The sequence below is a fragment of the Bradyrhizobium sp. UFLA05-108 genome, assembly GCF_059803455.1.
The window spans coordinates 1-23978 of sequence record NZ_JBANAZ010000084.1 but is presented as its reverse complement, the minus strand read 5'-3'; the positions used below and the strand labels follow the sequence as shown (position 1 = coordinate 23978).

Here is a 23978-nt window from a genome sequence, read left to right as displayed (position 1 = left end):
CGAGGCGTTCAAAGGCTGGTTCACCCGAAAACGCGGTGGAAGTATGAAGCTTGATTTTCCTCAAGCAGTTGCCACTTTTGTGACTAGTCCAATTTGCCTATTCCGCCGGCACGAGAGCCCTCGCCTCCCCCATGGCATTCAGCTTCCAGGATATGGTCGAAGAGGCGCGCCTGTCGGCCCGGGCGCTTCTCGACTATGGCGAGCATTTCTTCAACCCCACCGTCCGGCTCGGCGTCACCGGCCTGTCGCGGGCGGGTAAAACCGTGTTCATCACCGCGCTGATCCATGGGCTGACGAGCGGCGGCCGCTTTCCGGTGTTCGAGGCCTTTGCCTCCGGCCGCATCGCACGAGCAAAACTCGCGCCGCAGCCCGACGATGCCGTGCCGCGCTTCGACTACGAAAGCCATCTGCGCGCGCTGACCGAGGACCGGCGCTGGCCGAACTCCACCGTCGACATCTCAGAGCTCCGCCTCGTCATCGACTACCAGCGCCAGAACGGCGCGGACCGTAACCTGACGCTTGATATCGTCGACTATCCCGGCGAATGGCTGCTCGACCTGCCGCTGCTGCAAAAGAGCTACGAGCGATGGTCGGCGGAGAGCCTGGCACTGTCGCGCGCGGCCCCGCGGGCGCATCTGGCGGCCGACTGGCACGCGCATCTGGCTAGCCTCAAGCCCGAGGCGGCCGAGGACGAGCAGGCGACGCTGACCTCGGCAAGGCTGTTCACCGAATACTTGCGTGCCTGCCGCGACGAGCGCTTTGCCATGAGCCTGTTGCCGCCCGGCCGCTTCCTGATGCCGGGCAGTCTCGCGGGCTCGCCGGCACTGACCTTTGCGCCGCTCGATGTGCCCACCGAGGGACAAGCGCCGGAAGGATCACTCTGGGCGATGATGGTGCGCCGCTACGAGGCTTACAAGGACGTCGTGGTGCGCCCCTTCTTTCGCGACCACTTTGCCCGGCTCGACCGCCAGATCGTGCTGGCCGATGCACTTGCGGCGTTCAACTCCGGACCCGATGCGCTGCATGACCTCGAAGCGGCGCTGGCCGGCATTCTGGATTGCTTCCGGATCGGACGCAGTACCTTCATCTCCAGCCTGTTCCGCCCGCGCATCGACCGCATCCTATTTGCGGCGACCAAGGCCGATCATCTGCATCATTCCAGTCACGACCGCCTCGAGGCCGTGTTGCGGCGCGCGGTCGCGCGGGCAGTCGCGCGTGCCGAAAGCACCGGCGCCGAGATCGACGTGGTGGCGCTCGCCGCCGTACGCGCGACGCGCGAGGCGCAGGTCGCACGCGGCCGCGACAGATTGCCGTCCATCCTCGGCACGCCCGCTGCCGGCGAAAGCGCCGGCGGCGAGTTTTTTGACGGCGATACAGAGGTCGCGACCTTTCCGGGCGATCTGCCACTCGATCCGGAAGCTCTGTTCAACGGCGCCGAGTCCTTTCGTGGGCTTTCGACTGCCGCTGCCGAGACGAGCGACTTCCGCTTCCTGCGCTTCCGTCCGCCAAAGCTCGAGCGCGAAGGGGCTGAGGGGCCGGCGCTGCCTCACATCCGCCTTGACCGTGCCTTGCAGTTCCTGATCGGAGACAGGTTGGAATGAACGAGCGACACCAGCAACGGCGGCCCGCGACGTTCCGGCTGGATGACCCCGACGTCGTCGTGACTGAAGCCGATGAATCCGGAAGGCTCACGCGCGCTGCGATCCAGATCACGCCCGAGCCCGATCCTCTGGCGCTGCCCGTACCGGTCGAGACACCGGTCGTGGTGCGGCGCGGCTTCCCCTGGGGCACGCTGTTCTGGTCAGGCCTTGCCGGGCTGACGCTGCTCGGTGTCGGACTTGGCGTCGTTCATCTGATCGAGGACCTGTTTGCGCGCAGCGAGAGCCTCGGCATCGTCGGTCTCGCTCTCGCCTTCGTCACCACGCTCGCACTCGCGGTCGTGATCGGACGCGAGGCGTTTGGACTTGCCCGGCTCGCGACCATCGAAAAACTGCATCAGCGCGCGACAAGCGTACTCGCCAGCGACAACCGCGCCGAGAGCCGCGTCATCGTGCAGGATCTCCTGCGCATCGCGCATCAAAACCCGCAGCTCGCACGCGCCCGCGCGACGCTGCAAAACCACACTGGTGAGATCATCGACGGCGCCGACATGATCCGCCTCGCCGAGCGCGAGCTGATGACGCCGCTGGATGCGGAAGCGCGGCGGCTGGTGTCATCGGCCGCGCAGCGGGTTTCGATCGTCACCGCGGTGAGCCCCCGCGCGCTGATCGACGTGCTGTTCGTGTTCGTGGCTTCGCTTCGCCTGATCCGCCAACTGGCGCGGCTCTATGGCGGACGCCCCGGCGCCCTCGGCATGATCCGGCTGCTTCGCCACGTCATCGCCCATCTCGCCATCACCGGCGGCATGGCCGCGAGCGACAGCCTGGTGCAGCAGATGCTCGGCCACGGGATCGCGGCAAAGCTGTCGCAGCGGCTCGGCGAAGGCGTGCTCAACGGACTATTGACGGCGCGGCTCGGCCTTGCCGCCATCGACGTCACACGCCCGCTGCCGTTCGCAGCGTTGCCGCAGCCGAAGCTCTCGGATCTTGCAACCGATCTGCTGCGGAAGAAAGAAGACGAGGAGTAGCTATTCTCCCCTTCCGCGCGAGCGGAGAGAGGGAGAAAAGGGCCAGCACACGCCACTGGAACAGCGGCGAGTCCTTTGGTGGAGAGAGCTCAGGCGTCCAGCCGGTGAGCTTTTCCAGTGCGTAGGTATCCATCACGAGGCCGCGCCAGCGGCGGTCGACCTGTTCGAGCGGCTCGCGCGTGACGGGCAATGAATTCCACAGCGGCAGATGATTATCGGGCTCGCGTCCGACATAGAGGCCGGCCTGGCCGCGGATCCGGTCGATGCCGGGATCAGCGAAATCCTGGAAGCGGCCGCGCTCGTTGAGCTCGATGACCGGCACGCGGCCGCGGAACAGCCAGCGCAGCATGGCGTAGGTGCGATAGTCCGTCGTCGCGATCCAGGTCGGGCCGGTCTTGTCGAGTTGCGCCTGGGCGCGGGCCGCGACCTCGTCATAGCCGGCTTCGGCGCCGATCGGATCGATCTTGCCGAGGAAATTCCAGGGCGCGATCATGTAGTAGAGAAACACGGCGACGACGAAGGCGATGCCGGTCGTGATGGCTGCGTTGGCCCAGAAGGTCGCCGACCTCGTCATCCGCTCGGACCAGCCCTCGCGCGGCAACGTCACGAGGTTGATGGACACGGCGGCGAACCCGACCGGCCACATGAACATCGGCCAGGTGTCACCGACCCGCAAGGTGAGCGATTTCCAGAGGAAGTAGAGGAACGGCACCAGCACCGCGGTCGAAAGCAGAATCGCGACCGGCTCGCGCGTGCGGTAGCCGCGCCACGCCGTCAGCGTCAGGCCGGACAGCACCACCGGCAGCATGACGAAGCCGACGAGGCCGAATTGCAGGCCGATATAGTCGCCGATGGTGCGCCAGGAGACGCCGTAATTCGCGGTCGCGCGCACGCCCTGGAAGCGGAACGAGGCCCAGTCGTGCTGCGCGTTCCAGATCAGGACCGGCGAGAACACGGCGATCGCGATCAGCACGGCGAGATAGGGATAAGGGCTGCGCAGCCAGCGCCAGCGCCAGTCTGGCACCAGCACGAACGCGACCACTGCAGGCAGGAACATGATCGCGGTGAACTTGGATAGTAGCGAGAGGCCGGCGAAAAATCCGGCCGCGAGCCACCAGCGGCCATCGCCGGACTGTGTCAGCCGCACCAGCGACCAGAACATCGCCACCGCGACGGGGATCATCGCGACGTCGGGCGCGACCTTGGACATCAGCAGCCCGTAGTAGAGCGCCGCCTCCGGCATCAACAGCGCGAACACGATCGCGCGCGCGTCGCGGGTGACACGTCGCACGATATCGGCGAGCAGGCACTGCATGACCAGCATCGCCACGATGCCGCCGAAGCGGACGCCGAGCTGGGTGTCGCCGAAGATTGCGGTGCCGAAACGGATCAGCCAGGCAATGCCCGGAGGATGGTCGAGAAAGCTGAGCGCGCCCTCCTTCGACCAGGTCCAGTAGTAAGCCTCGTCGGTGCGCAGCTCGAGCATCGAGGCGTAAACGATACGCAAGGCCGTCATCGCCGCGACCACCAACGCGGCAATGATGAGGTGCCGGCGCGCGGCGTCGTCGGGCTTGGCTGTCATGTCGGGGGCGATCGTCACGGGCGCGCTTTTCCCCGACTTGGGAGGGGGAGTCAATGCGGGGGTGTTGCCGCGTATGTCCGTGTCATGCCCCGAGTTGTAGGGTAGGCAAAGCGAATGCGCCCACCATCAAGCACCGTGCCCGGGAGCGGTGGGCACGGCGCAAGAGCGCCTTTGCCCACCCTGCAATTCCGCGTCTGCGGGCCCATGCCGCGCAAGTGATCGGGCACGCTGTTTTCGGCTGGAATTAAACTTCACGATAGCTGATCTAGATGACGAGCTGATACAAACCGAATCATGGCAACCACTCTCGCACGATTTTCCGAACAGTTCCGCGGCACCGGCGTTCGCCAGGTGCGGCTCGTCTGCGGCGTCATCCTGTTTTCCTATGTGGTCAGCCACTTCCTCAATCATGCGCTCGGCAATATCTCGGTCGAGGCCATGCAGGCGGGCGTCTACTACCACGTCCTGTTCTGGCAGTTCCTGCCGGTCGCGATCCTGTTCTACACCGCGGCACTGGTGCATGCCGGGCTCGGCGTCTTCGCGCTCTATCAGCGCCGGCAGTTCCGCTGGAAGACCGTCGAGCCGCTCCAGCTCGTGCTGGGCCTCAGCATCCCGGCGCTGGTGATGGCGCATCTGATCGGCGTGCGGCTTGGCCACACCGTCTACGGTCACGAGAAGCTCTATCCGCAGGAGCTCTACCTGTTCTTCGTCGCCTCCTCCGCCCGGCTATGGCAGATGACGATCCTGCTCATCGTCGCCTGGATCCATGGCTGCATCGGGCTCTATTTCTGGCTGCGTATGAAGCCGTTCTTTCAGCGCGCCGCGCCCTGGCTGCTCTCGGCGGCCGTGCTGATCCCGACGCTGGCGATGCTCGGCATCTACCAGGGCGGACGCAGCGTCACCGCCGACGGCGACGATGCGGACTGGCGCGCGGCCAATCTGACCCAGCGCCAGGTCGGCACCGTCGCGCAGGCCAGCACGCTTGATCGCATCACCGGCGGGCTGACCATAAGCTATCTCGGCCTGCTCGGCATCGTGCTGCTCGCGCGCGGCGTGCGGGGCTTGCGCGAGCGCCGTGGTGGCATGATCGCGCTCTCCTACGGCAACGGCAAGACGGTGCGCGTGCCAAAGGGCCTGTCCGTGCTGGAGGCGAGCCTGCGCCACAACGTGCCGCATGCCAGCGTCTGCGGCGGCCGCGCGCGCTGCTCGACCTGCCGCATCCGCGTGATCGGCGATCATGGCATCCTCCCCGAGCCGTCGCAGCGCGAGGCCTTCGTGCTTGCGCGTGTCGGCACCACCGATCCATCCATTCGCCTCGCCTGCCAGCTGCGGCCCACCTGCGATCTCTCCTTCTTCCAATTGTTCACGCCGCACACCACGGCAAGCACGGAAGGTTCAGGGCCCGCGCGGATTGGCCAGGAGCGCTATCTCGTCAGCCTGTTCGTAGACATGCGAGGCTCGACCCAGCTCGCCGAGAAGCGGCTGCCGTTCGACACGGTCTTCATCGTCAACCGCTTCCTAGGAGCGGTTTCGCAGGCCGTGATCGAGAATGGCGGCCAGCCCAACCAGTTCGTCGGCGACGGCATGCTCGCGCTGTTTGGCCTGTCGGCCAATCCGCAAACCGCCTGCCGCCAGGCGCTGCGCGCGGCTGGCAGCATCGCCAGCCACGTCGACGAGCTCAATGAGCTCCTGAGCCATGACCTGCGCCAGCCGATCCGCTTCGGCATCGGCATTCATGGCGGCGAGGTGATCATCGGCGACATCGGCTATCGCGATCACATCGTGTTCACCGCGCTCGGTGACGCCGTCAATGTCGCGGCGCGCCTGCAGGACATGACCAAGACGCTCGCCTGCGAGGCCATCGCCTCCGATGAGGTCCGCCAAACCGCGGGTCTTGCCGAGGACGCGCTGCCGCAGCAGGAGGTCGCGATCCGCGGCCGCGACGAACCGATGGTTGTACGCGTCATCGCCGATGCACGGCAGCTCGCTGGCCTCGTCGACCGCGACGAGCGCGCCGCAGCGTAAGGCCCGAACCACACGGGAAGTGAGCTCCCTCTCCCGCTTGCGGGAGAGGGTTGGGGAGAGGGTATCTCCGCATCGGGACAATCCCCAAGAGGAGAGAGCCCTCACCCGGCGCTTCGCGCCGACCTCTCCCGCAAGCGGGAGAGGTGGAGTGCACCGTCGCCGCGGCTACAACTCGATTCCATCTCGCCGCCGCGTAACACCGGCCTGCTGCGATGCAGCGTCCTGCTGACGCTGCGAAAGCACGAATTGACTTCGCACCCGCCGATGCGACAGATGATCGCGAGGTCAGCGGTGATGACCGTTGACTCAACCGAAATGCTCCGGAGGGAGACGATGATCGACAGACGCGACCTGCTCAAGGGAGCGGGACTTGCCGCAATGGCGGCCACACTGAGCTCGACCAGGGCGCTGGCAGTGGACACTGTCACCCTGCCCTTCGCCAATGGCGAGCGATCGCTGGTAAAATATCCGCAGAAGCGGTCGATGATCGGCCTGACCAGCCGGCCTCCGCAACTCGAGACACCGTTCGCGATCTTCAACGACGGCCCGCTGACGCCGAACAACGCGTTCTTCGTCCGCTATCACCTGTCGGACCTGCCCTACAATGTCGACCCCGACAAGTTCACGCTCGAGGTCAGGGGCAAGGTCGACAAGCCGCTGAAACTGTCCCTAAGAGACATCTGCAAGATGAAGGCGACCGAGATCGTCGCCGTCAACCAATGCTCCGGCAACAGCCGCGGCTTCTCTGATCCGCGCGTCGCCGGCGGCCAACTCGGCAACGGTGCGATGGGCAATGCACGCTGGCGCGGCGTGCCGCTGAAGACTCTCCTCGACATGGCCGGCGTGCAGGCCGGCGGCAAACAAGTCACCTTTGGCGGCATGGACGGCCCGGTCAGCGACAAGACGCCTGATTTCGTCAAGGCGCTCGATCTCGATCACGCAACCGACGGCGAGGTGATGCTGGCCTATGGCATGAACGGCGAGGACCTGCCGTTCCTCAACGGCTTCCCTTTGCGCCTCATCGTGCCCGGCTATTACGGCACCTACTGGGTCAAGCACCTCAACGAGATCACCGTTATCGACAATGTCTACGACGGCTTCTGGATGAAGTCGGCCTATCGCATTCCGGACACGCCCAACAATGCGATCGAGCCTGGCACGGCACCGAAGGCGACGATCCCGATCAACCGGTTCACCATCCGCTCCTTCATCACCAGCGTCGCCGACGGCGCCAAGCTGAAGGCCGGCCGCACGACACTGCGCGGCATCGCCTTCGACGGCGGCAAGGGCATCAAGGAGGTGTCGGTCTCGATCGACGGCGGGAAGACCTGGACGCAGGCCAAGCTCGGCAAGGATCTCGGCAAATACTCCTTCCGCGAATGGAAGCTGCCGGTGAAGCTCGCGGCCGGCCCGGTCGAGCTGAAGGTGCGCGCGACCAGCAATGGCGGCGAAACCCAGCCGGACACGCCGCGCTGGAACCCGGCCGGCTATTTGCGCAACGTCGTCGAAACCGTCCGCGCCACGGTCGCCTGAAGGAGAATAACGATGAACCGCACCGTTCTCCTCACGCTCACTCTCGCGGCCGGCATTGGCGCTGTCACCGCCGCCCCCATCGGCTACCAGAATCCGGACGAGGTCGCCGCCTTCAAGCCCGGGCCCAATCTCGACGTGGTCAAGAACAACTGCACGGCCTGTCACTCGGCCGATTACGTCAACACCCAGCCACCAATGGAGGACAAGAAGGGCTTCTGGCAGGCCGAAGTAACCAAGATGATCAAGGTCTATGGCGCGCCAATCGACGATACCGATGTCGGCAAGATCGTCGACTATCTCGCCGCGACCTATTGACGGGCCGCCGGCCGCCGGCCAGCCAAATGACCGCGAAACGGGCAAAATCGGCAAAAACGCCGCGAAGTTGAGCGAATTTCCGCAGAATACCGGCATGGTTTGAGCTACCAAGCCCGTAAGATTCCGGTGTATCCTGCTTCGACCGAGCCGGCCGGTTTGCGGGGACTGGCGGCTCGTGCTTGTGGAGGAAAGTCCCGCGGAGAAGACGTGATGCCCAAAGGTACGGTCAAGTGGTTCAACCCGACAAAGGGTTATGGGTTCATCCAGCCTGCGTCGGGAGGCAAGGATGTGTTCGTGCATATCTCGGCAGTGCAGAAAGCCGGTCTGTCCACCCTGAACGAAGGTCAGACGGTGGAATATGAAGAGATCGCAAACCGGGGCAAGACGTCCGCAGAAAACCTCAAAGTATAAGCCCTCCGGCATTTCGCCGCCTCCCGGATCGCATCCGGGAGCACGGGCCAAAAAAATTTTAGAAGACGGTCAAGTGCATTCGACGACAGGCGTTGCGATTGCGCGAGGGTAGGCTTTTTTTGCGCCTAGAGACCCCTGATCGACACAACCTCGATGACAATCGCGACAGCAGGATTCAGCCGACAGGCAAGGGTGCGTCGCGCTTGATCTCCTCCATCACCGCATAGGTGCGCGTCTCGCGCACGCCCGGCATCGACAGCAAGGTCTCGCCGAGAAAGCGCCGATACGCGGCCATGTCGGGAAGGCGCGCCTTCACGAGATAATCGAATCCGCCGGCAACCATGTGACATTCGAGCACCTCGGGTGCGAGCTTCACCGCGCGCGCAAACCGCTCGAAATTGTCAGGCGTGGTCTTGTCGAGCAGCACCTCGACGAACACCAGGAGGCCGAGCCCCAGGCGGTGCGGATTGAGCCGGGCGCCATAGCCTTCGACGACCCCTTCGCGCTGGAGCCGCTTCAGCCGCTCGCCGATCGAGGTCGGCGACAGGCCGATGCGCTCGGCGAGCTCGACATTGGCTATACGCCCATCCTCCTGCAAAATTGAGAGGATTCTCCGGTCGATTTTATCGAGATCCATACTTATCACGGAATTTTTGCCTAGTAGCTTTATTATCTAAGGCAAAATCGCTATCTTGTCTATCGAACTACGGCAGCGTGGGGATTAGCTTGGAGGCCAGACAGGACATGCCATGCCGAACATTTCCTCCCCCTTCAGCGCGCCCTTCGCGCCCGATGATGCCGAGATAGCCGCACCGCTGTTGCGCAACGCGCACCTCGCCCCTCCCCAAGAGGCGCGGATCGACCGCACCGCCACGCGGCTGATCGAGGCTGTCCGCAAGCGTGACGACCGGCTCGGCGGGGTCGAGGACATGCTGCGCGAGTTCGCGCTCTCGACCAAGGAGGGCTTGGCGCTGATGGTGCTGGCCGAGGCCCTGCTCCGCGTGCCGGACGCCCGCACCGCCGACCAATTCATCGAGGACAAGCTCGGCGAGGGCGATTTCGTCCACCACGAAACGAAATCCAGCGCGTTCCTGGTCAACGCCTCGGCTTGGGCGCTCGGCCTCTCGGCGCGGGTGATCCAGCCGGGCGAGACGCCGGACGGCACCATCGGCCGGCTCGTGAAGCGGCTGGGCGCTCCCGCCGTGCGCGCAGCGACCCGGCAGGCGATGCGGCTGATGGGCAACCATTTCGTGCTGGGCGAGACCATCGAGCAGGCGCTGGAGCGTGCCCGGCCCCGCTCCGGCGAGCAGCCGCGCTACTCCTTCGACATGCTCGGCGAAGGCGCGCGCACCGCCTCTGACGCCAAGCGCTATTTCGACGCCTATGCGAGTGCTATCGAGACCATCGGCAAGGCAGCGGGCGAACGTCCTCTGCCTGACCGTCCCGGCATTTCCGTCAAACTCTCGGCGCTGCATCCGCGCTTCGAGGCGATCAGCCACGATCGGGTGATGGCGGAGCTGGTCCCGCAGCTCCTGGATCTGGCCCGGCGCGCCAAGGCCCATGACCTCAACTTCACCGTCGATGCCGAGGAAGCCGACCGGCTGGAGCTCTCGCTCGACGTGATCGCGGCGACGCTGGCCGATCCCTCGCTCGCCGGCTGGGACGGCTTTGGCCTCGCCATCCAGGCCTATCAGAAGCGCGCGTCCACCGTGATCGACTATGTCGATGGCCTCGCCCGCGCGCATCATCGCAAGCTCATGGTGCGGCTGGTCAAGGGCGCCTATTGGGATACCGAGATCAAGCGCGCGCAGGAGCGCGGGCTCGACGGCTATCCGGTCTTCACCCGCAAGGCGATGACGGACCTCAACTACGTCGCCTGCGCCTCGAAGCTGCTCGCATTGCGGCCGCGCATCTTCCCGCAATTTGCGACCCACAACGCGTTGACCGTTGCGACCGTGCTGGAGCTTGCCGGCGATAGCGGGGAATACGAGTTCCAGCGCCTGCACGGCATGAGCGAGGCGCTCTACGAGCAGCTCGCACGGGATTACCCAAAACTCGCCTGCCGCACCTATGCGCCAGTCGGCAGCCATCGCGACCTGCTCGCTTATCTCGTGCGCCGGCTGCTGGAGAACGGCGCCAACTCGTCCTTCGTGGCGCTGGCCGCCGACTACCGCGTGGCGATGACCGCCCTGTTGCAACGCCCCGCTGACATCATCGCCAAGCCGCAAGCAGCCCATCACCCGAAGATCCCGCTGCCGCGCGAGCTGTTCGCGCCGGAGCGGCGCAATTCACGCGGCGTCGAGTTCGGCGAGCGGGCCGCACTCGATCGCCTGCTGGCCGACATCGCGGCCGAGCCAACCGATCTCAAGCCTATCGCCGACTCCACGTCCGAGCAGGCCAACGCAGCTCTCGCAGCAGCGCGCACGGGGTTTGCGGCCTGGAGCCGGACGTCCGCTGGCACCCGCGCAGCAGCGCTGGAGCAGGCCGCGCATCTCCTGGAGCAGCGGGTACCCTACTTCATCGCGCTGCTCCAGCGCGAGGGCGGCAAGACACTCGATGACGCGCTCTCAGAGCTGCGCGAAGCCGCCGACTTCTGCCGCTACTACGCCGCGCAGGGCCGAAAGCTATTCAGCGCCGGCGAGGCGATGCCAGGCCCCACGGGCGAGAGCAATGTGCTGGCCCTGCGTGGCCGCGGCGTGTTCGTCGCGATCTCGCCGTGGAATTTTCCACTCGCGATCTTTCTCGGCCAGGTGACGGCGGCGCTGATGGCCGGCAACAGCGTGGTGGCAAAGCCCGCCGAGCAGACGCCACGGATTGCGCGCGACGCCGTGCGGCTGCTGCACGAGGCCGGCGTTCCCGCACATGCGCTGCAGCTCGTCACTGGCGATGGCCGGATCGGCGCCGCGCTGACCGCGCATCCCGATATCGCCGGCGTCGTGTTCACCGGCTCGACCGAGGTCGCAAGATCCATCAACCGGACGCTCGCCGCCAAGGATGGTCCCATCGTGCCGCTGATCGCGGAGACCGGCGGCATCAATGCCATGATCGCAGATGCGACCGCCCTTCCCGAACAGGTCGCCGACGACGTCGTCACCTCAGCATTTCGTTCTGCCGGCCAGCGCTGCTCGGCACTGCGGCTCCTGTTCGTGCAGGAGGACGTCGCTGACCGCATGATCGAGATGATCGCTGGCGCCGCGCGCGAGTTGAAGATCGGCAACCCCAGTGACGTTGCGACCCATATCGGACCGGTCATCGACCGCGATGCCAAGCAGCGGCTCGACGCACACATTGCCCGAATGAAGACCGAGGCGCGGCTGCATTTTGCAGGCAGCGTGCCCGAGGGCTGCTTCGTGGCGCCGCATATTTTCGAGCTCGCTGATAGCGGGCCGCTTACCGAGGAGGTGTTTGGCCCTGTCCTGCATGTCGTGCGCTACCGCGCTGAAAACCTCGAGCGCGTGCTGGCTGCGATCGAGCGCACCGGCTATGGGCTCACGCTTGGCGTCCACTCGCGCATCGACGACACAGTCGATGTTATCGTCGAACGGCTGTCGGTCGGCAATGTCTACGTCAACCGCAACATGATCGGCGCCGTGGTCGGCGTGCAGCCGTTCGGCGGCAACGGCCTTTCCGGAACCGGCCCCAAGGCCGGCGGCCCGCATTATCTGGCGCGCTTCGCCACCGAACAGACCGTCACCATCAACACCGCCGCTGCCGGCGGCAACGCTGCCCTGCTCGCGGGCGAGGAGTAGCTCCGAGCTAGCTCTGTCACCGTCACCCTGAGGCGGCCGCGAAGTGGCCCTCGAAGGGCGACGGCCCGGCTGCAGCCCGGCCGTTAATCCTTCGAGGCCTCCGCTACGCGCCTGCACCTCAGGATGACGGAACTAACAGCTGCGGCCAGCGCAGCTCTACGATGACCCGCATGCCGTTGCATCCCGCAAAAACATCAGTCAAATGATTGAATGGTTAGAACGCACGAATTCCAGCGTGCGGGAAATAAGAAGAGCGGGAGCGGCGGCACGATGCAGAAGGGCATTTTCGACGGCCTGAAGGTTTTGGATTGCGCGAGCTTCATCGCGGCGCCCGCTGCCGCGACCGTGCTGTCGGATTTCGGCGCCGACGTCATCAAGATCGAGCCGCCCGGCATGGGCGATCCTTACCGTAATCTGCCGAACCTGCCAGGCTATCCCGCAAGCGAGCACAATTTCGCCTGGCTCCTGGAGGCGCGCAACAAGAAGAGCCTCGCGCTCGACCTCACCAAGCCGGACGCGCAGGCCGTGCTCTACAAGCTGGTCGCCGAGAGCGACGTCTTCATCACCAACATGCCGCCGCAGGTGCGCTCAAGGCTCGGCATCACCTTTGACCATCTCGCGCACCTGAACGAGCGGCTGATCTACGCCTCCTTCACCGGTTACGGCGAGAAGGGCGAAGAGGCCAACAAGCCCGGCTTCGACAGCAACGCTTATTGGGCGCGCTCTGGGCTGATGGACCTCGTACGCGCCGACATTCATACCACGCCGGCCCGCTCGGTCGCCGGCATGGGCGACCACCCCTGCGCCATGGCGCTCTATAGCGCGATCGTCACCGCGCTCTACCAGCGTGAGAAGACCGGCAAGGGCGCGCATGTCGCCTCCAATCTGATGGCGAACGGCGTGTGGGCCGCGAGCGTTCTGGCGCAGGCAAAACTCTGCGGCGCCAGGTTCGGTGAGCGGCGGCCGCGCGAGCGCGCGCTGAACGCGGTGACCAATCACTACCAGTGCAAGGATGGCCGCTGGATCATCCTCTCGCTGCTGAGCGAGGATCGGCAGTGGCCGACGCTCGCCCGCTGCATGGGACGGGAGGATCTGATCGCCGACCCACGCTTTGCCACCAAGCCGGATCGCCATGCGCGCTCGGTGGAGCTGATCAGGATTTTCGACGAGGTATTCGCCACCAAGGATCTCGCCGAATGGCGTAAGATCCTCGACGGCAACGGGCTGGTGTTCGGTGTGGTCGGGATTCTCGATGACATCCCCAGTGACCAGCAGATGATCGACAACGAGGTGCTGGTGCCCTTCGAGAACGACACCATGTTGACGATCAACAGCCCGATCTGGATCGACGGTACGAGAAAGGTCCAGCCGCGCAAGCCGCCTGAAGTCGGCGAGCACAGCGACGCGATCTTGCGCCAGGCAGGATACGACGAGGCAACGATCAAGACGCTGCGCGCGTCGGGGGCGGTTGCGTAAGGGGCGACACGCCAGCGCAACGTTCACCGCTGTCGTCCCGGCGAAACCGGGACGATGTTGGCTGGGTAGTTCGCTTCCGTGGATGCATTGCTGGATTGCTTCGCTTCGCTCGCAATGACGACGCGGGACGATCTCGGTATAACGACAACCAAGCGAACCTGCGTTGCAGTGAGGTCCCATGCCCAGCTATCGCCTGCACTACTTCCCCGAATCCGGCAACAGCTACAAGCTGGCGCTGATGCTCACACTGTGCGGTGAGACCTTCGAGTCCGTTTGGACCGACTTTGCCGGCGGCGTCACACGCACTCAGGAGTGGCGACAAACGGTCAACGAGATGGGCGAGATTCCAGTGCTGGAGATCGACGGCGTGAAGATGACGCAGACTGCGCCGATCCTGCTGAAACTATCCGAGCAATATGACCGCTTCGGCGGTGCAACGGCCGAGGAGAAATTCGAGCTGCTGCGCTGGCTGTTCTGGGACAACCACAAGCTCACCGGCTACATGGCAACCTATCGCTTCATGCGGACATTCACGCCGAATGGCGACCCGCAGGTGCTGAAACATTTCCGCCGGCGGCTCGACGACTTCCTCGGCATTCTCGATCAGCATCTCGCCCGCAGCGCGTTCGCGATCGGCGAGAAACCGACGGTCGCCGACATTTCAATGATGGCCTATCTGCATTATCCGAGCAACGAGCACGGCTACGATTTCGGAGAAAGCCATCCGGCCATCCACGCCTGGCTCGGCCGCATGGCCGCACTGCCCGCTTGGCAATCGGCATATGATCTGCTGCCCGGGAAACGGCTGACGCATTACGCGTCCTGACTGAGAGGAACTACGACCGCGCCGCGATCCAGATGAGTGCGAACACCACCGCGCCGATCACGATGGCGACCGCAACAGCCCAGGTGCTGACCCGGATGCTGCCAGTGATCTGCTTGGCTTCCTCGTTACGCGCGATTTCGCGATTGCGCTGCTTGTTGGCTTCGCTGCTGTCCGTCATCGGTCATCCAAATGTCGCTTCGATTAACGCGTCTTCACAAAGCACATGCCGATGCGGGTCGAAGTCGCAGCGGCCTGACAGGCCAGACCTTTACCACAGGTCCATGACGTAAAACTCTTGTCGGCGCCGGCCGATCCCGACGGTTGCAAATAACAATGGGCGCCCCAACCGTCCTGATATTCGGTTCCCGTAAGCTCGGCCCTGCCGCGAAGCTGCGGCCGGCTGGCGAAGCCGCGCGAGAAGTCGGGGCGCCGCCCCTCGGCGAATGCGGTCAGGATATCGCGGCGGCGAACCTGGTCGCCGAAGAAATGAGGCGAGGCCGGCACGATTGTGGACGGCTTGTCCGCGAGCCAGTCGACGCCCGGGAAATGGAAGCCGCCGATGCCGCGGGTCTGGTGGCAGCCGGCGCAGGTGATGTCGTTGAGCCGGCGCTGGAAGCCCGCAACCGAGCGGATATTCTGCAAGCCGATACCGCGCTCGGCGGCAGCCTTCAGCACGCCGACCACGTCGCTGTCGGTGACAACGCCATCGGCTTTGCCCTCGCCCTGCATCAGGCCGAATTCCGGCTGCAGCGCCGATGCATCGAGCCCCGCCGGCGTCGGCGCGATCGCGGCTCTGGCAAGGAATTTTTCCGGGATCAGCACCGTGCCGCGATCGAACTCGCTAAAATGCTCGGGGGCAAGCAGCCAGTCCCTGAAATCATGCCTGAGCGCGTCATCGCTGAGGATACGATCGCGGTCGATCTGGTTCTCCAGCGTAGACTCCTCGAAGACCTTGGTGTCCGCATTATACTTGAAAACCTTCAGGAGATAGTCGGTTCGGAATTCGTGGCGCGCCGATTTCGGCATGAATGCAATCTGGGTGTTGGTCTCGATGCGGTCGAGCATTGCATCGTCCGGAAACGAACGTTGCTCGACGAGATCCAGCGGCTTGTCGTTGGCGAGCCATCGGCGGGCGATATCCGAGCAGGTCGTGGGCTTGCCGTTGGGGCCAACCTGCCCGTCATGCCTGGCCTTGAGGATGAAGTTGAGCGTCATCGGCAGGCGCGTAGCCGCCTTGTCGCCCTCCTGCTTTGGTTCGAAGCGCGCCAGCCGGTAGATCAGCCGGATTTCGCCGCAGGAACCCTCCGAGACATAGGCGCGGTCCATCCGGTTGACGATGCCCGCCAGCACGAAGCGCGTATCGCGGGAGTTGAGATTGGAGCGGTCGAACAGTTGAACGTCGAAGTCGTCGCCGACGCCGATGGTCTCGTCAGGCGCCTTCGCCTTGTGCCGTGCGATGTAACGCTCGAACTCGGCGTCGATGGCGGGGCGTATCTGTGCAAGCTGCGGCAACGATGAGAACAGCATGTCTGACGTGAGCGGGAAATTCGCGTTCCGCTCCGGCCACAACAGCCGTGAGATCGTCAGCACATCGTGCTGATCGAGCATGCCGAGTTGCTGCGGATCGGTGATCGCGGTGCCGCGCTCGAGGCCTGCGTTCTCCGCGGCAGGCAGCGGCAGCGCGCCGCCGCACAGCGCGACGAGGGCAACGAGAATGCGCAAAACGCGATGGCTCATGTCTCCACTAACACCGCCGCGCTCGGCCTATTCAAGCAAAAAGGCGCTTCACATCGCGGTGAAGCGCCTTTCCTCGAGTTCGGAAGCACTCGGCTTAGCGCGCGACGATCAGACCTTTGCTGGTGACGACGACCCAGCGGCCATCCTGGCGGCGGATCGCATCGATCCGGCCGAGACCCGGCACGGGGTCGCCGGCATAGACCTCATAGAGGCCCGAGCGGCCCTCGATCAGCGCGCCGCCATTGGCAACGTCGCGCAGGTGCCAACCCTCGACCGTCGGCAGCCGGCCGACCTCGGGCTTCGGCGGCGCTGCGGCCAGCGCGGCGGCCTGTGCCGAGAGGGTTTGTGGCGGCGTGGCCGGCACTGGTGCGGGCGTCGCGGCGGCGACCTGAGCCGGGGCGATCGAGCCCGTGATCTCCTTCGCAGCAGTCGTCTGCGCGGGCGCGGGAGCCTGTGCCGAGCGCAGCTTGTCTACGGCCTCGGACAGTTTTGCGAGCCTGGCAGCAGGTTCGGCCTGCGCTTTCTCGAGCTTGTCGAGGCGATCGCTGGTCTTGTTGAACTGGCCGGTCGCGGACTTCGAGGTGTGATCAAGGCCGGCCTTCAGCGCGACGACATCGGCATCGATCCGCGCGACGGAGGCTTCCAGCGCGCTGGTGTCGGCAACCGGTGCCGCTGCTTGCGTCTGATTAGGCGCAAAGTGCATGACGCCGGCGGTCGCGAGCGCGCCGCTGATCGCGCCGACAAGGGCCGCAAGCGCGACGACGGCGGCCATCGCCGAGAACCGGCGCTTGTCGCCCGTGTCCCTCGCCTCCGGCTTGACCTCCGACTGCGCGCGATCCCAGGCGTGGTCTGAGGGCGCCATGACAATCAGCTTGCCGGGCTTCAGCTCAGCCTTGGATTCGTGGAGTTTGGATTCTTGGAGCTTGGGCTCTGCGTCCGGCTTGGATTCTTCCGGCTTGGGCTCCTCCGGATTGGACGCGTCGAGCTTGGGCACCACCAGCCTGGGTGGTTCAACCTTCGGCGCCTCGGCCTTGGGGGCATCCGGCATCGGGGCATCCGGCTTGGGCGCCTCATGGTCGGGCGCAATTGACGGGGCCTCGGCGCGCGTCTCCAAGCCGGCCTCCGACGAAAGGCCAGCCTCCGACGAAACCTCGGCGGGCTGCAGTTCAGCAGCCGGTTCGGGCATTGCTTCGCTCACGGCTCAAATACTCCAGTCAAGGTTGACCTTTTGGTAACTTTCATTGCTTGCGAAATCCTTACCCTCGGACCCGCTTACCGAAATTTTAGGAACTCATCCGGGGCCGAATTGGGCCGGGATCATGGAACCGGCGTGGCAGGCCAAGCGCAAAATTGCGTTCGGGACGAACGGACCAACCCTCGATACCCGGCCAAGGTGATGTTTGCCTGGCAGAATTCCCCGGTTAACGTGGCCTTAACTGTCCCGTCAGGCGCCAAGGACGTCCGTTTGCGATGGCAAAGCACCTTGCGGACCTGGCTTTCGCCACGACGACGTTGGAGAGAGCCCGCCGCGCTCGTCCAACTCCATCACATCACCACCGGCTCGTCCGGCAGCTCGTTGGGATGCGGGCCTTGCGGCGGGAAATGCTTGGCCAGTTCACGCGACACCGCTTCGATGCCCTTGATCACGCCATGCTCGAAACGGCCGTTGCTGAAGTCAGCCTCCATGTCGCGGCAGATGTTTTCCCAACCCGCAGCGCCGACCTTTGCATCGATGCCGCGGTCGGCGACGATCTCGACGTCGCGGTCGGCGAGCAGGAGGTAGATCAGGACGCCGTTGTTGTGCGCGGTGTCCCAGATCCTCAGATGGGAAAAGACGTCGAGCGCGCGCTCGCGCGCCGGCTGGTTGCGGAACAGCGGCCTGCCGTCAAGCGCCCCTTCGACGACGAAGCGGACCTGGCCAGAGTGCGTGGTCTCGCTTGTCTTGATCGCCTGCTCGATCCGGTCGAGCACTTGCGGCGTGAACACCTGTTTGGCACGCCAATGGTGCTGCAGGAGATGCTTGGTGATGCGCTTGATGCTCATGACCTACCAGCTCCCCGACGCACCGCCGCCACCAAAACTGCCACCGCCGCCGCTGAAACTGCCGCTGTCGCTCGATGAGCCACTGCTCCAGCCGCCCCCCGAGGAACCGCCCGACCAGGAGCCGCCGCGCGAATAGCGTCTCCCCGGACCGGACGTCGGAGCGAGATCAGCGATGAACGCCAGGATGAAGGCGATGGCGCCGACGCCGATCGCGAGGGCCACCGAGCCGATCATGAACCAGGCCACTGCCGCAAGCACCCCGCCGGTCGCAACCGAGCCAAGCAGTCGGCCGAAGATCGTGCGCAGGATGCCGCCGACGAACAGTGAGGCAAACAGGGCGAAGGGAGCGACGGGCCCGAGATCGTTCAAGTCGCTGGCAAAGCTCGTGCTGCGCTGAGGCGCCGGCAACGGCTCACCGTCGATCACGCGCATCATGCGATCGACGCCATCGGAGATGCCACCGGCGAAGTCGCCGCTTCTGAATTTTGGCGTGATGACCTCGTCAATGATCCGTCGCGAGGTCACGTCGGTGAGCGCGCCTTCGAGCCCATAGCCAACCTCGATGCGCAGGTGGCGGTCGTTCTTGGCGACGAGCAGGATTGCGCCGTCGTCGATCTTCTTGCGGCCGATCTTCCAGGCGTCTGCGACGCGGATCGAGTACTGCTCGATCGTCTCCGGCTGCGTGGTCGGCACGATCAGGACGGCGATCTGGCTGCCCTTGCGGTTCTCGTAGTCTCGCAAGCGCGAGGTCAACGTTGCGACATCGCCGCTCGACAGCGTCCCGGTTTGGTCGACGACGCGCCCCGTAAGCTGCGGCACAGCGACGTCGGCTACGGCCGCGAAGGCCCAACTGAACAGCAACGCAAGCAGGAAGGCACCGCGCGGTGCGACGGCAGAACAGGCGCGCAACAAGCTCGCTGTCATCGCCCGGCTTGACCGGGCGATCCAGTAGCCCGGAGACGCCGGCGGGATGCGGAGAGCTCGCGGCGTACTGGATTCCCCGCTTTCGCGGGGAATGACGGCGGTGGGTGTGGCGCGCATTGGTGGCCCAACGCGCTATTTCGACGGCGCAGGCGCCGGGTTGAAATCGACCTTCGGCGCGGTCGAGATCTCCTTCTCGTTCTCCACGCTGAAATTCGGCTTCTCCTTGTAGCTGAACATCATCGCAGTGAGGTTGGTCGGGAAGGAGCGGATGGTGACGTTGTAATCCTGCACCGCCTTGATGTAGCGGTTGCGCGCCACCGTGATGCGATTCTCGGTGCCCTCGAGCTGGGACATCAGGTCCTTGAACAGCGCATCCGATTTGAGCTGCGGATAGTTCTCGGTGACGACGAGCAGACGCGACAGCGCGCTGGAAAGCTCGCCCTGGGCGGCCTGGAATTTCTGGAACGCGGCGGGATCGTTGAGCACCTCCGGCGTTGCCTGGATGCTGCCGACCTTGGCGCGCGCATTGGTGACCCCAAGCAGAACATCCTTCTCCTGCTGGGCAAAGCCCTTCACCGAATTGACGAGATTGGGCACGAGATCGGCGCGGCGCTGATACTGATTTACCACCTCCGACCAGTTGGCCTTGATCTGCTCGTCCTGGCCCTGGATCGCGTTGTAGCCGCAATTGGTCAGGCTGAGGCAGGCGAACGCCGCCAGCACTGTCAGGATCTTGCGCATGAAATTTCTCCCGGTGGAATCGAGAGCCTAGATATCAGATTGCGCTCGCGGAGGACATGCTGATGGAGCTGGCGGCGGGAGGTGTCGAAGCCCGGATGGAGCAAAGCGCAATCCGGGGAAAGCAATCACGGACGGACCCGGCTTTCGCTTCGCTCCGTCCGGGCTACTGCTGGTGCCACATATTCGCGCGACGAGCGCGAGCGCTCCAGCGGGGGTCCCGGGCTCGCGCTTCGCGCGCCCCGGGAGGAGTTGGGGCTGTGGCGACAGCCGAGGTAAAATGTGACGTTGCGCCTACGCTCCCGCCTTCGCGTCCCGGATCGCCTGCCAGATCTTTTGCGGGGTCAACGGCGTGTTGAGCTGGGTGATACCGAGCTCGGCGAGCGCATCCATCACGCCGTTGGTGACGCAGGGCGGGCCGCCGATGGCGCCGGATTCGCCGCAGCCCTTGGCGCCGAGCGGGTTGGTGCGGCAGGGCGCGGAGTCGTCGAGCGTCACCTCGATCGGCGGCACGTCGTCGGCGCGCGGGATGCAATAGTCCTGGTAGCTTGCGGTCAGGAGCTGGCCTTCGGCATCATAGGCCACGCCCTCATAGAGCGCCTGGCCTATGCCTTGCGCGACACCGCCATGGATCTGGCCGGTGACCAGCATCGGGTTCACCGCGACGCCGACGTCGTCGACCGTGGTGTAACGCACGACGCGGGACACGCCGGTTTCCGGATCGATCTCGACCTCGCAGACATGCGTGCCGTTCGGCCAACTCGGACCGTCGACCTCGCCTTCGGAATCGACGCTGAGCTTCGCGCCGCTCTCCTTCTCCGCGATCTCGAACAGGCTGATGCGGCGGTCGGTGCCGACAACGGTGAGCATGCCGCCCTGATACTCGATGTCCTCGACCGAGGTCTCCAGTACGTTCGACGCCTTCTCGCGCGCCTTTTGGATCAGGTCGCTCGAGGAGACCGCCACCGCCGTGCCGCCGACAAACAGCGAGCGCGAGCCAACGCTGCCGAAGCCGGTCGCAAGATCGGTATCGCCCTGCACCACGTCGATCTTGTCGAGGGGAATGCCGAGCGTGTCGGAGATCATCTGGGTGTAGGTGGTCTGCAATCCCTGCCCCATCGCCATGGTGCCGGAATGCAGGATGACGCGGCCCTGCGAGGTCGCGTGCAGGCTGACCTTCTCGGTGTGCGCGCGCCCACCGGTCCATTCGATGTAGGAGGTCAGCCCCCGGCCATAGAGCAGGCCCTTCTTCTTCGCGGCGCGCTTGCGCGCGGCAAAGCCATCCCAATCGGCAAGCTTAGCAGCACGGTCGAGCATGTGTGCAAAGGCGCCGGAATCGTAGACCTGGCCCGCAGCGTTGGTGTAGGGAAGCTGCGCCGGCTTGATGTAGTTCGCTTTGCGGATCGCGCGGGGATCCATGCCGATTTTTCGCGCCGCAGCGTCGAACAGACGCTCGACGATGAATACCGCCTCCGGCCGGCCCGCTCCGCGATAGGCGCCGACCGGTGCGGTGTGTGTCATCACCGTCTTGATCTCGAAATGCACCAGCGGCAGATCATAGACGCCAGTCTGCACGAAAGGCCCAAGCACCAGCGGGATGATGTTGGCGGCTCCTGAGGAGTAGGCGCCGGTGCAGCCGATCGACTTGACGCGATAGGCGAGCACCTTGCCCTTCTCGTCGAGCGCGAAAGAGGCGGTCGAGGTGAGATCGCGGCCATGGGTGCCGCCGACGAACTCGTCGGTGCGGTCGCCGCGCCAGCGGATCTTTTTGTTCAGCTTGGTCGCGGCATAGGCAACGATGCCGTCCTCCGGATAGAGGTTGGTCTTCTGGCCAAAGCCGCCGCCGATGTCGCCGACCAGCACGCGCACGCTCTCGATCGGCCGCTTCAGCACCGCGCCCGCGAGCACGTCGCGGGTCGAGGCTGGCGTCTGCGACTGCACGTGCAGGAGAAGCCGGCCGGACTTCTTCTCGATTTCGGCAATGGTCGAGCGCGGCTCCATCGCAGACGGCACGAGCCGCTGGCTGACGAGATCGAGATCGACCACATGCGCGGCCTTGGCGAAGGCCTCATCCACCTTGACGGCGTCGCCGTAGGCCATCGCCCCGACAATGTTATCGGGCGCCTCCGGCCACACCACAGGCGCACCTGGCTTGACCGCCTCGACGGGATCGACGACCGCAGGCTGCACGTCGTAGTCGACGACGATCGCTTCGGCCGCGCTCTGCGCCAGAACGCGCGAAGTGGCGACCACGGCCGCAACGGCCTCGCCAGCATAGCGCACGATCTCATGAGCGAGCAGGCGCCGCGGCGGCACCGTCATCGGCTTGCCGTCGGGGCGCTTGAAGATGTTGAGCGTGGGGATCTCGCCAATGTTGTCCTTGATCAGATCGGCGCCGGTGTAGATCGCGGTTACACCAGGCATCGCCGTAGCCGCGCTGGTGTCGATCGACGCGATCTTCGCGTGGGCATGCGGCGAGCGCAGCACATGCAGCCACAGCGCGCCGTCCTCCGGCTTGTCGTCGATGAACTGTCCCTTCCCGGTGAGTAGCCTCTGATCTTCCAAACGCTTGACGGGCTTGCCCGCCCCGAAACGCAAATTACCGGGAAGAATGTTCATTCCGCTTGTCCTCTAGGCCTCAAAGTGCGGCCGCCTTTTAGCGGATCGAGGCAAACGAGGCCAGCCGACGTTTTGTGCGGGCAGGACCCGCAAATTCGTCATGCCACGAGCTTGGCAACCGCGGATGGAAGTTAGCCGACCTCTCGCAACGCCGCCTCGACGGCCTTGCGCTGCTCGGGCGAAAGAGCCGCTTGTGGCGGAATGGGGTCGCCGACGTCGTAGCCCTGGATCGTCAGCCCTGCCTTGATGCAGGCGGCGAGGTTGAAGCGAGCAAAAGCCTCGTTGATGCGCCATAGCTTGCGCTGAAGCGCCATGGCTGCATCCCAGCGTCCCTCCTTGCAGAGATCGTAGAGCGCGACGCTCTGGCGCGGGATGATGCAGGCCGGACCCGCCATCCAGCCGAGGCCGCCGATCAGCATCACCGCGGCTGGAATATGTGCGGAAGCCGAGAACACGCGGATCTTGTCGCCGCAGCGATTCATGATCGACAGCAGCCGGCCGGTGTTGGTCGAGGCGTCCTTGATGTAACCGATGCGCGGGTGCTCGGCGAGACGCGCGATGACGTCGAGCGTCAGGTCGGAGCGCTGGAATTGCGGGTTGGTGTAGATGACGACGGGAATGTCCACGGCATCCGCAATGCTGCGGAAATAGGATTCGACCTGTGCGTCGGCGAGCGGGAAGTACGCCTCCAGAATTGCCAGAATGCCGTCGGCGCCGAGCTTCTGGTACGCCTTCGCCTGCACGACCGCATCGGCGGTCGAGGTCGAGGCGACACCGGCCACCACGGGCACACGGCCCTTCGCGGTCTCGATCGTGGTCTGCACGATACTCGCGCGCTGTGCGGCGTCGAGATAGGCGAACTCGCCGGTCGAGCCGAGCGGCGTCAGCCCATGCACGCCGGCACCGATCAGATCGTCGCAGAGCCGGGCGAGCACGCCGGTGCGCACGGTGCCGTCCGCGTCGACCGGCGAAACGAGATAGGGGAAGACACCGTGAAAATCGGGCATGTCGGGCAACCGTGCGGCAGGTCGGGCGTTGCGGGGCCGCCCGTATGGTTTCGCGGGTGCTAACATGCCCCCGTGAGGCCGACAAGCAAGCCGGCGAGTGAACGCACTTGCCGCGTGATCGTGATGAGGCGGTTCGATTCCGCGGAGATTGACCAGACCGTGAGCGAGATCGCGGCCTACGGCACCGCACTCGATGTAGAGGACGCGATCTTCAGGAAACGCGAGGGGCTGCCAGCTTTCGGCTGGCACGTTGCGCACTGACGAGTGCGGCAATCAGCAAACGCTGCGGCCTAATCTTACTGAGTCAGAAATCCACGGACCAAGCTGGGTGAGAATCGCATATTGAAGGAGATTCAACGCGAGATCG

Annotated in this window: 20 protein-coding genes; 10 read left to right on the top strand and 10 right to left on the bottom strand. The window is 64.9% G+C overall.

Going from position 1 to position 23978, the window contains the following annotated elements; translation table 11 throughout:
* Window positions 1-131 precede the first annotated feature (131 nt).
* Window positions 132-1601, top strand: a complete 1470-nt coding sequence (locus SO140_RS39305; protein WP_498540140.1) for a YcjX family GTP-binding protein — start codon at window positions 132-134, stop codon at window positions 1599-1601.
* The gene (locus tag SO140_RS39300) at window positions 1598-2626 is read left to right on the top strand and encodes a YcjF family protein (protein WP_449380934.1); all 1029 of its coding nucleotides are present in this window, start codon (window positions 1598-1600) and stop codon (window positions 2624-2626) included. The genes SO140_RS39305 and SO140_RS39300 overlap by 4 nt, the downstream gene beginning before the upstream one ends.
* On the opposite strand, the gene SO140_RS39295 is transcribed toward SO140_RS39300, so the two are convergent.
* The gene (locus SO140_RS39295; protein WP_474802571.1) at window positions 2535-4208 is read right to left on the bottom strand and encodes a glycosyltransferase family 39 protein; all 1674 of its coding nucleotides are present in this window, start codon (window positions 4206-4208) and stop codon (window positions 2535-2537) included. The two genes, SO140_RS39300 and SO140_RS39295, sit on opposite strands and share 92 nt — an antisense overlap.
* Window positions 4209-4502: 294 nt before the next feature.
* Between SO140_RS39295 and SO140_RS39290 the strand changes: the two genes are divergently transcribed.
* The 4 genes from SO140_RS39290 to SO140_RS39275 all read left to right on the top strand — a co-directional run bounded on the left by SO140_RS39290 (window position 4503) and on the right by SO140_RS39275 (window position 8492).
* Window positions 4503-6233 (top strand): adenylate/guanylate cyclase domain-containing protein, encoded by a 1731-nt coding sequence (locus SO140_RS39290; protein WP_474802550.1) that lies wholly within the window; start codon window positions 4503-4505, stop codon window positions 6231-6233.
* A 333-nt stretch (window positions 6234-6566) separates the two neighbouring features.
* Window positions 6567-7766: a SorA family sulfite dehydrogenase catalytic subunit gene (gene sorA / locus SO140_RS39285; RefSeq protein WP_498543889.1), complete on the top strand. Its 1200-nt coding sequence runs from the start codon at window positions 6567-6569 to the stop codon at window positions 7764-7766.
* 12 nt (window positions 7767-7778) lie between these two features.
* Window positions 7779-8081 (top strand): SorB family sulfite dehydrogenase c-type cytochrome subunit, encoded by a 303-nt coding sequence (gene sorB, locus SO140_RS39280; RefSeq protein ID WP_449380931.1) that lies wholly within the window; start codon window positions 7779-7781, stop codon window positions 8079-8081.
* A gap of 210 nt (window positions 8082-8291) precedes the next feature.
* Window positions 8292-8492: a cold-shock protein gene (locus SO140_RS39275; protein ID WP_027527932.1), complete on the top strand. Its 201-nt coding sequence runs from the start codon at window positions 8292-8294 to the stop codon at window positions 8490-8492.
* A 175-nt stretch (window positions 8493-8667) separates the two neighbouring features.
* Here SO140_RS39275 and SO140_RS39270 read toward each other — a convergent pair whose 3' ends face one another.
* Window positions 8668-9129, bottom strand: a complete 462-nt coding sequence (locus SO140_RS39270) for an Lrp/AsnC ligand binding domain-containing protein (protein ID WP_474802547.1) — start codon at window positions 9127-9129, stop codon at window positions 8668-8670.
* Between the two features lie 112 nt (window positions 9130-9241).
* On the opposite strand from SO140_RS39270, the gene putA reads away from it, so the two are divergent.
* The 3 genes from putA to SO140_RS39255 all read left to right on the top strand — a co-directional run bounded on the left by putA (window position 9242) and on the right by SO140_RS39255 (window position 14543).
* Window positions 9242-12241 (top strand): bifunctional proline dehydrogenase/L-glutamate gamma-semialdehyde dehydrogenase PutA, encoded by a 3000-nt coding sequence (gene putA / locus SO140_RS39265; protein ID WP_474802545.1) that lies wholly within the window; start codon window positions 9242-9244, stop codon window positions 12239-12241.
* 270 nt (window positions 12242-12511) lie between these two features.
* Entirely contained in the window at window positions 12512-13717 is a 1206-nt protein-coding gene (locus tag SO140_RS39260) for a CaiB/BaiF CoA transferase family protein (protein WP_449380928.1), read from the top strand.
* Between the two features lie 178 nt (window positions 13718-13895).
* Window positions 13896-14543 (top strand): glutathione S-transferase family protein, encoded by a 648-nt coding sequence (locus SO140_RS39255; protein WP_474802543.1) that lies wholly within the window; start codon window positions 13896-13898, stop codon window positions 14541-14543.
* Window positions 14544-14553: 10 nt separating this feature from the next.
* Here the strand turns inward: SO140_RS39255 and SO140_RS39250 are convergent, their stop codons facing one another.
* The 8 genes from SO140_RS39250 to SO140_RS39215 form a co-directional block, all read right to left on the bottom strand.
* The gene (locus SO140_RS39250) at window positions 14554-14721 is read right to left on the bottom strand and encodes a hypothetical protein (RefSeq protein WP_449380926.1); all 168 of its coding nucleotides are present in this window, start codon (window positions 14719-14721) and stop codon (window positions 14554-14556) included.
* A gap of 23 nt (window positions 14722-14744) precedes the next feature.
* Window positions 14745-16280 carry a hypothetical protein gene (locus SO140_RS39245; RefSeq protein ID WP_474802540.1) on the bottom strand — a complete coding sequence of 512 codons (1536 nt, stop codon included), beginning with the start codon at window positions 16278-16280 and terminating at the stop codon, window positions 14745-14747.
* 94 nt (window positions 16281-16374) lie between these two features.
* Complete coding sequence (locus tag SO140_RS39240) at window positions 16375-17466, bottom strand: superantigen-like protein SSL4 (protein WP_474802569.1); 1092 nt, start codon at window positions 17464-17466, stop codon at window positions 16375-16377.
* 359 nt (window positions 17467-17825) lie between these two features.
* Window positions 17826-18323, bottom strand: a complete 498-nt coding sequence (locus tag SO140_RS39235; RefSeq protein ID WP_449380924.1) for a TPM domain-containing protein — start codon at window positions 18321-18323, stop codon at window positions 17826-17828.
* Window positions 18324-18326: 3 nt separating this feature from the next.
* Complete coding sequence (locus SO140_RS39230; RefSeq protein ID WP_449380923.1) at window positions 18327-19247, bottom strand: TPM domain-containing protein; 921 nt, start codon at window positions 19245-19247, stop codon at window positions 18327-18329.
* Window positions 19248-19379: 132 nt separating this feature from the next.
* A complete protein-coding gene (locus tag SO140_RS39225) occupies window positions 19380-19988 on the bottom strand; it encodes a LemA family protein (protein ID WP_449380922.1) in 609 nt (202 codons plus the stop codon).
* 291 nt (window positions 19989-20279) lie between these two features.
* Window positions 20280-22604, bottom strand: a complete 2325-nt coding sequence (locus SO140_RS39220; RefSeq protein ID WP_474802537.1) for a xanthine dehydrogenase family protein molybdopterin-binding subunit — start codon at window positions 22602-22604, stop codon at window positions 20280-20282.
* Window positions 22605-22735: 131 nt separating this feature from the next.
* Window positions 22736-23611: a dihydrodipicolinate synthase family protein gene (locus SO140_RS39215; RefSeq protein ID WP_449380920.1), complete on the bottom strand. Its 876-nt coding sequence runs from the start codon at window positions 23609-23611 to the stop codon at window positions 22736-22738.
* Between the two features lie 123 nt (window positions 23612-23734).
* On the opposite strand from SO140_RS39215, the gene SO140_RS39210 reads away from it, so the two are divergent.
* The gene (locus SO140_RS39210; RefSeq protein WP_449380919.1) at window positions 23735-23872 is read left to right on the top strand and encodes a YbjQ family protein; all 138 of its coding nucleotides are present in this window, start codon (window positions 23735-23737) and stop codon (window positions 23870-23872) included.
* Window positions 23873-23978: the final 106 nt, after the last annotated feature.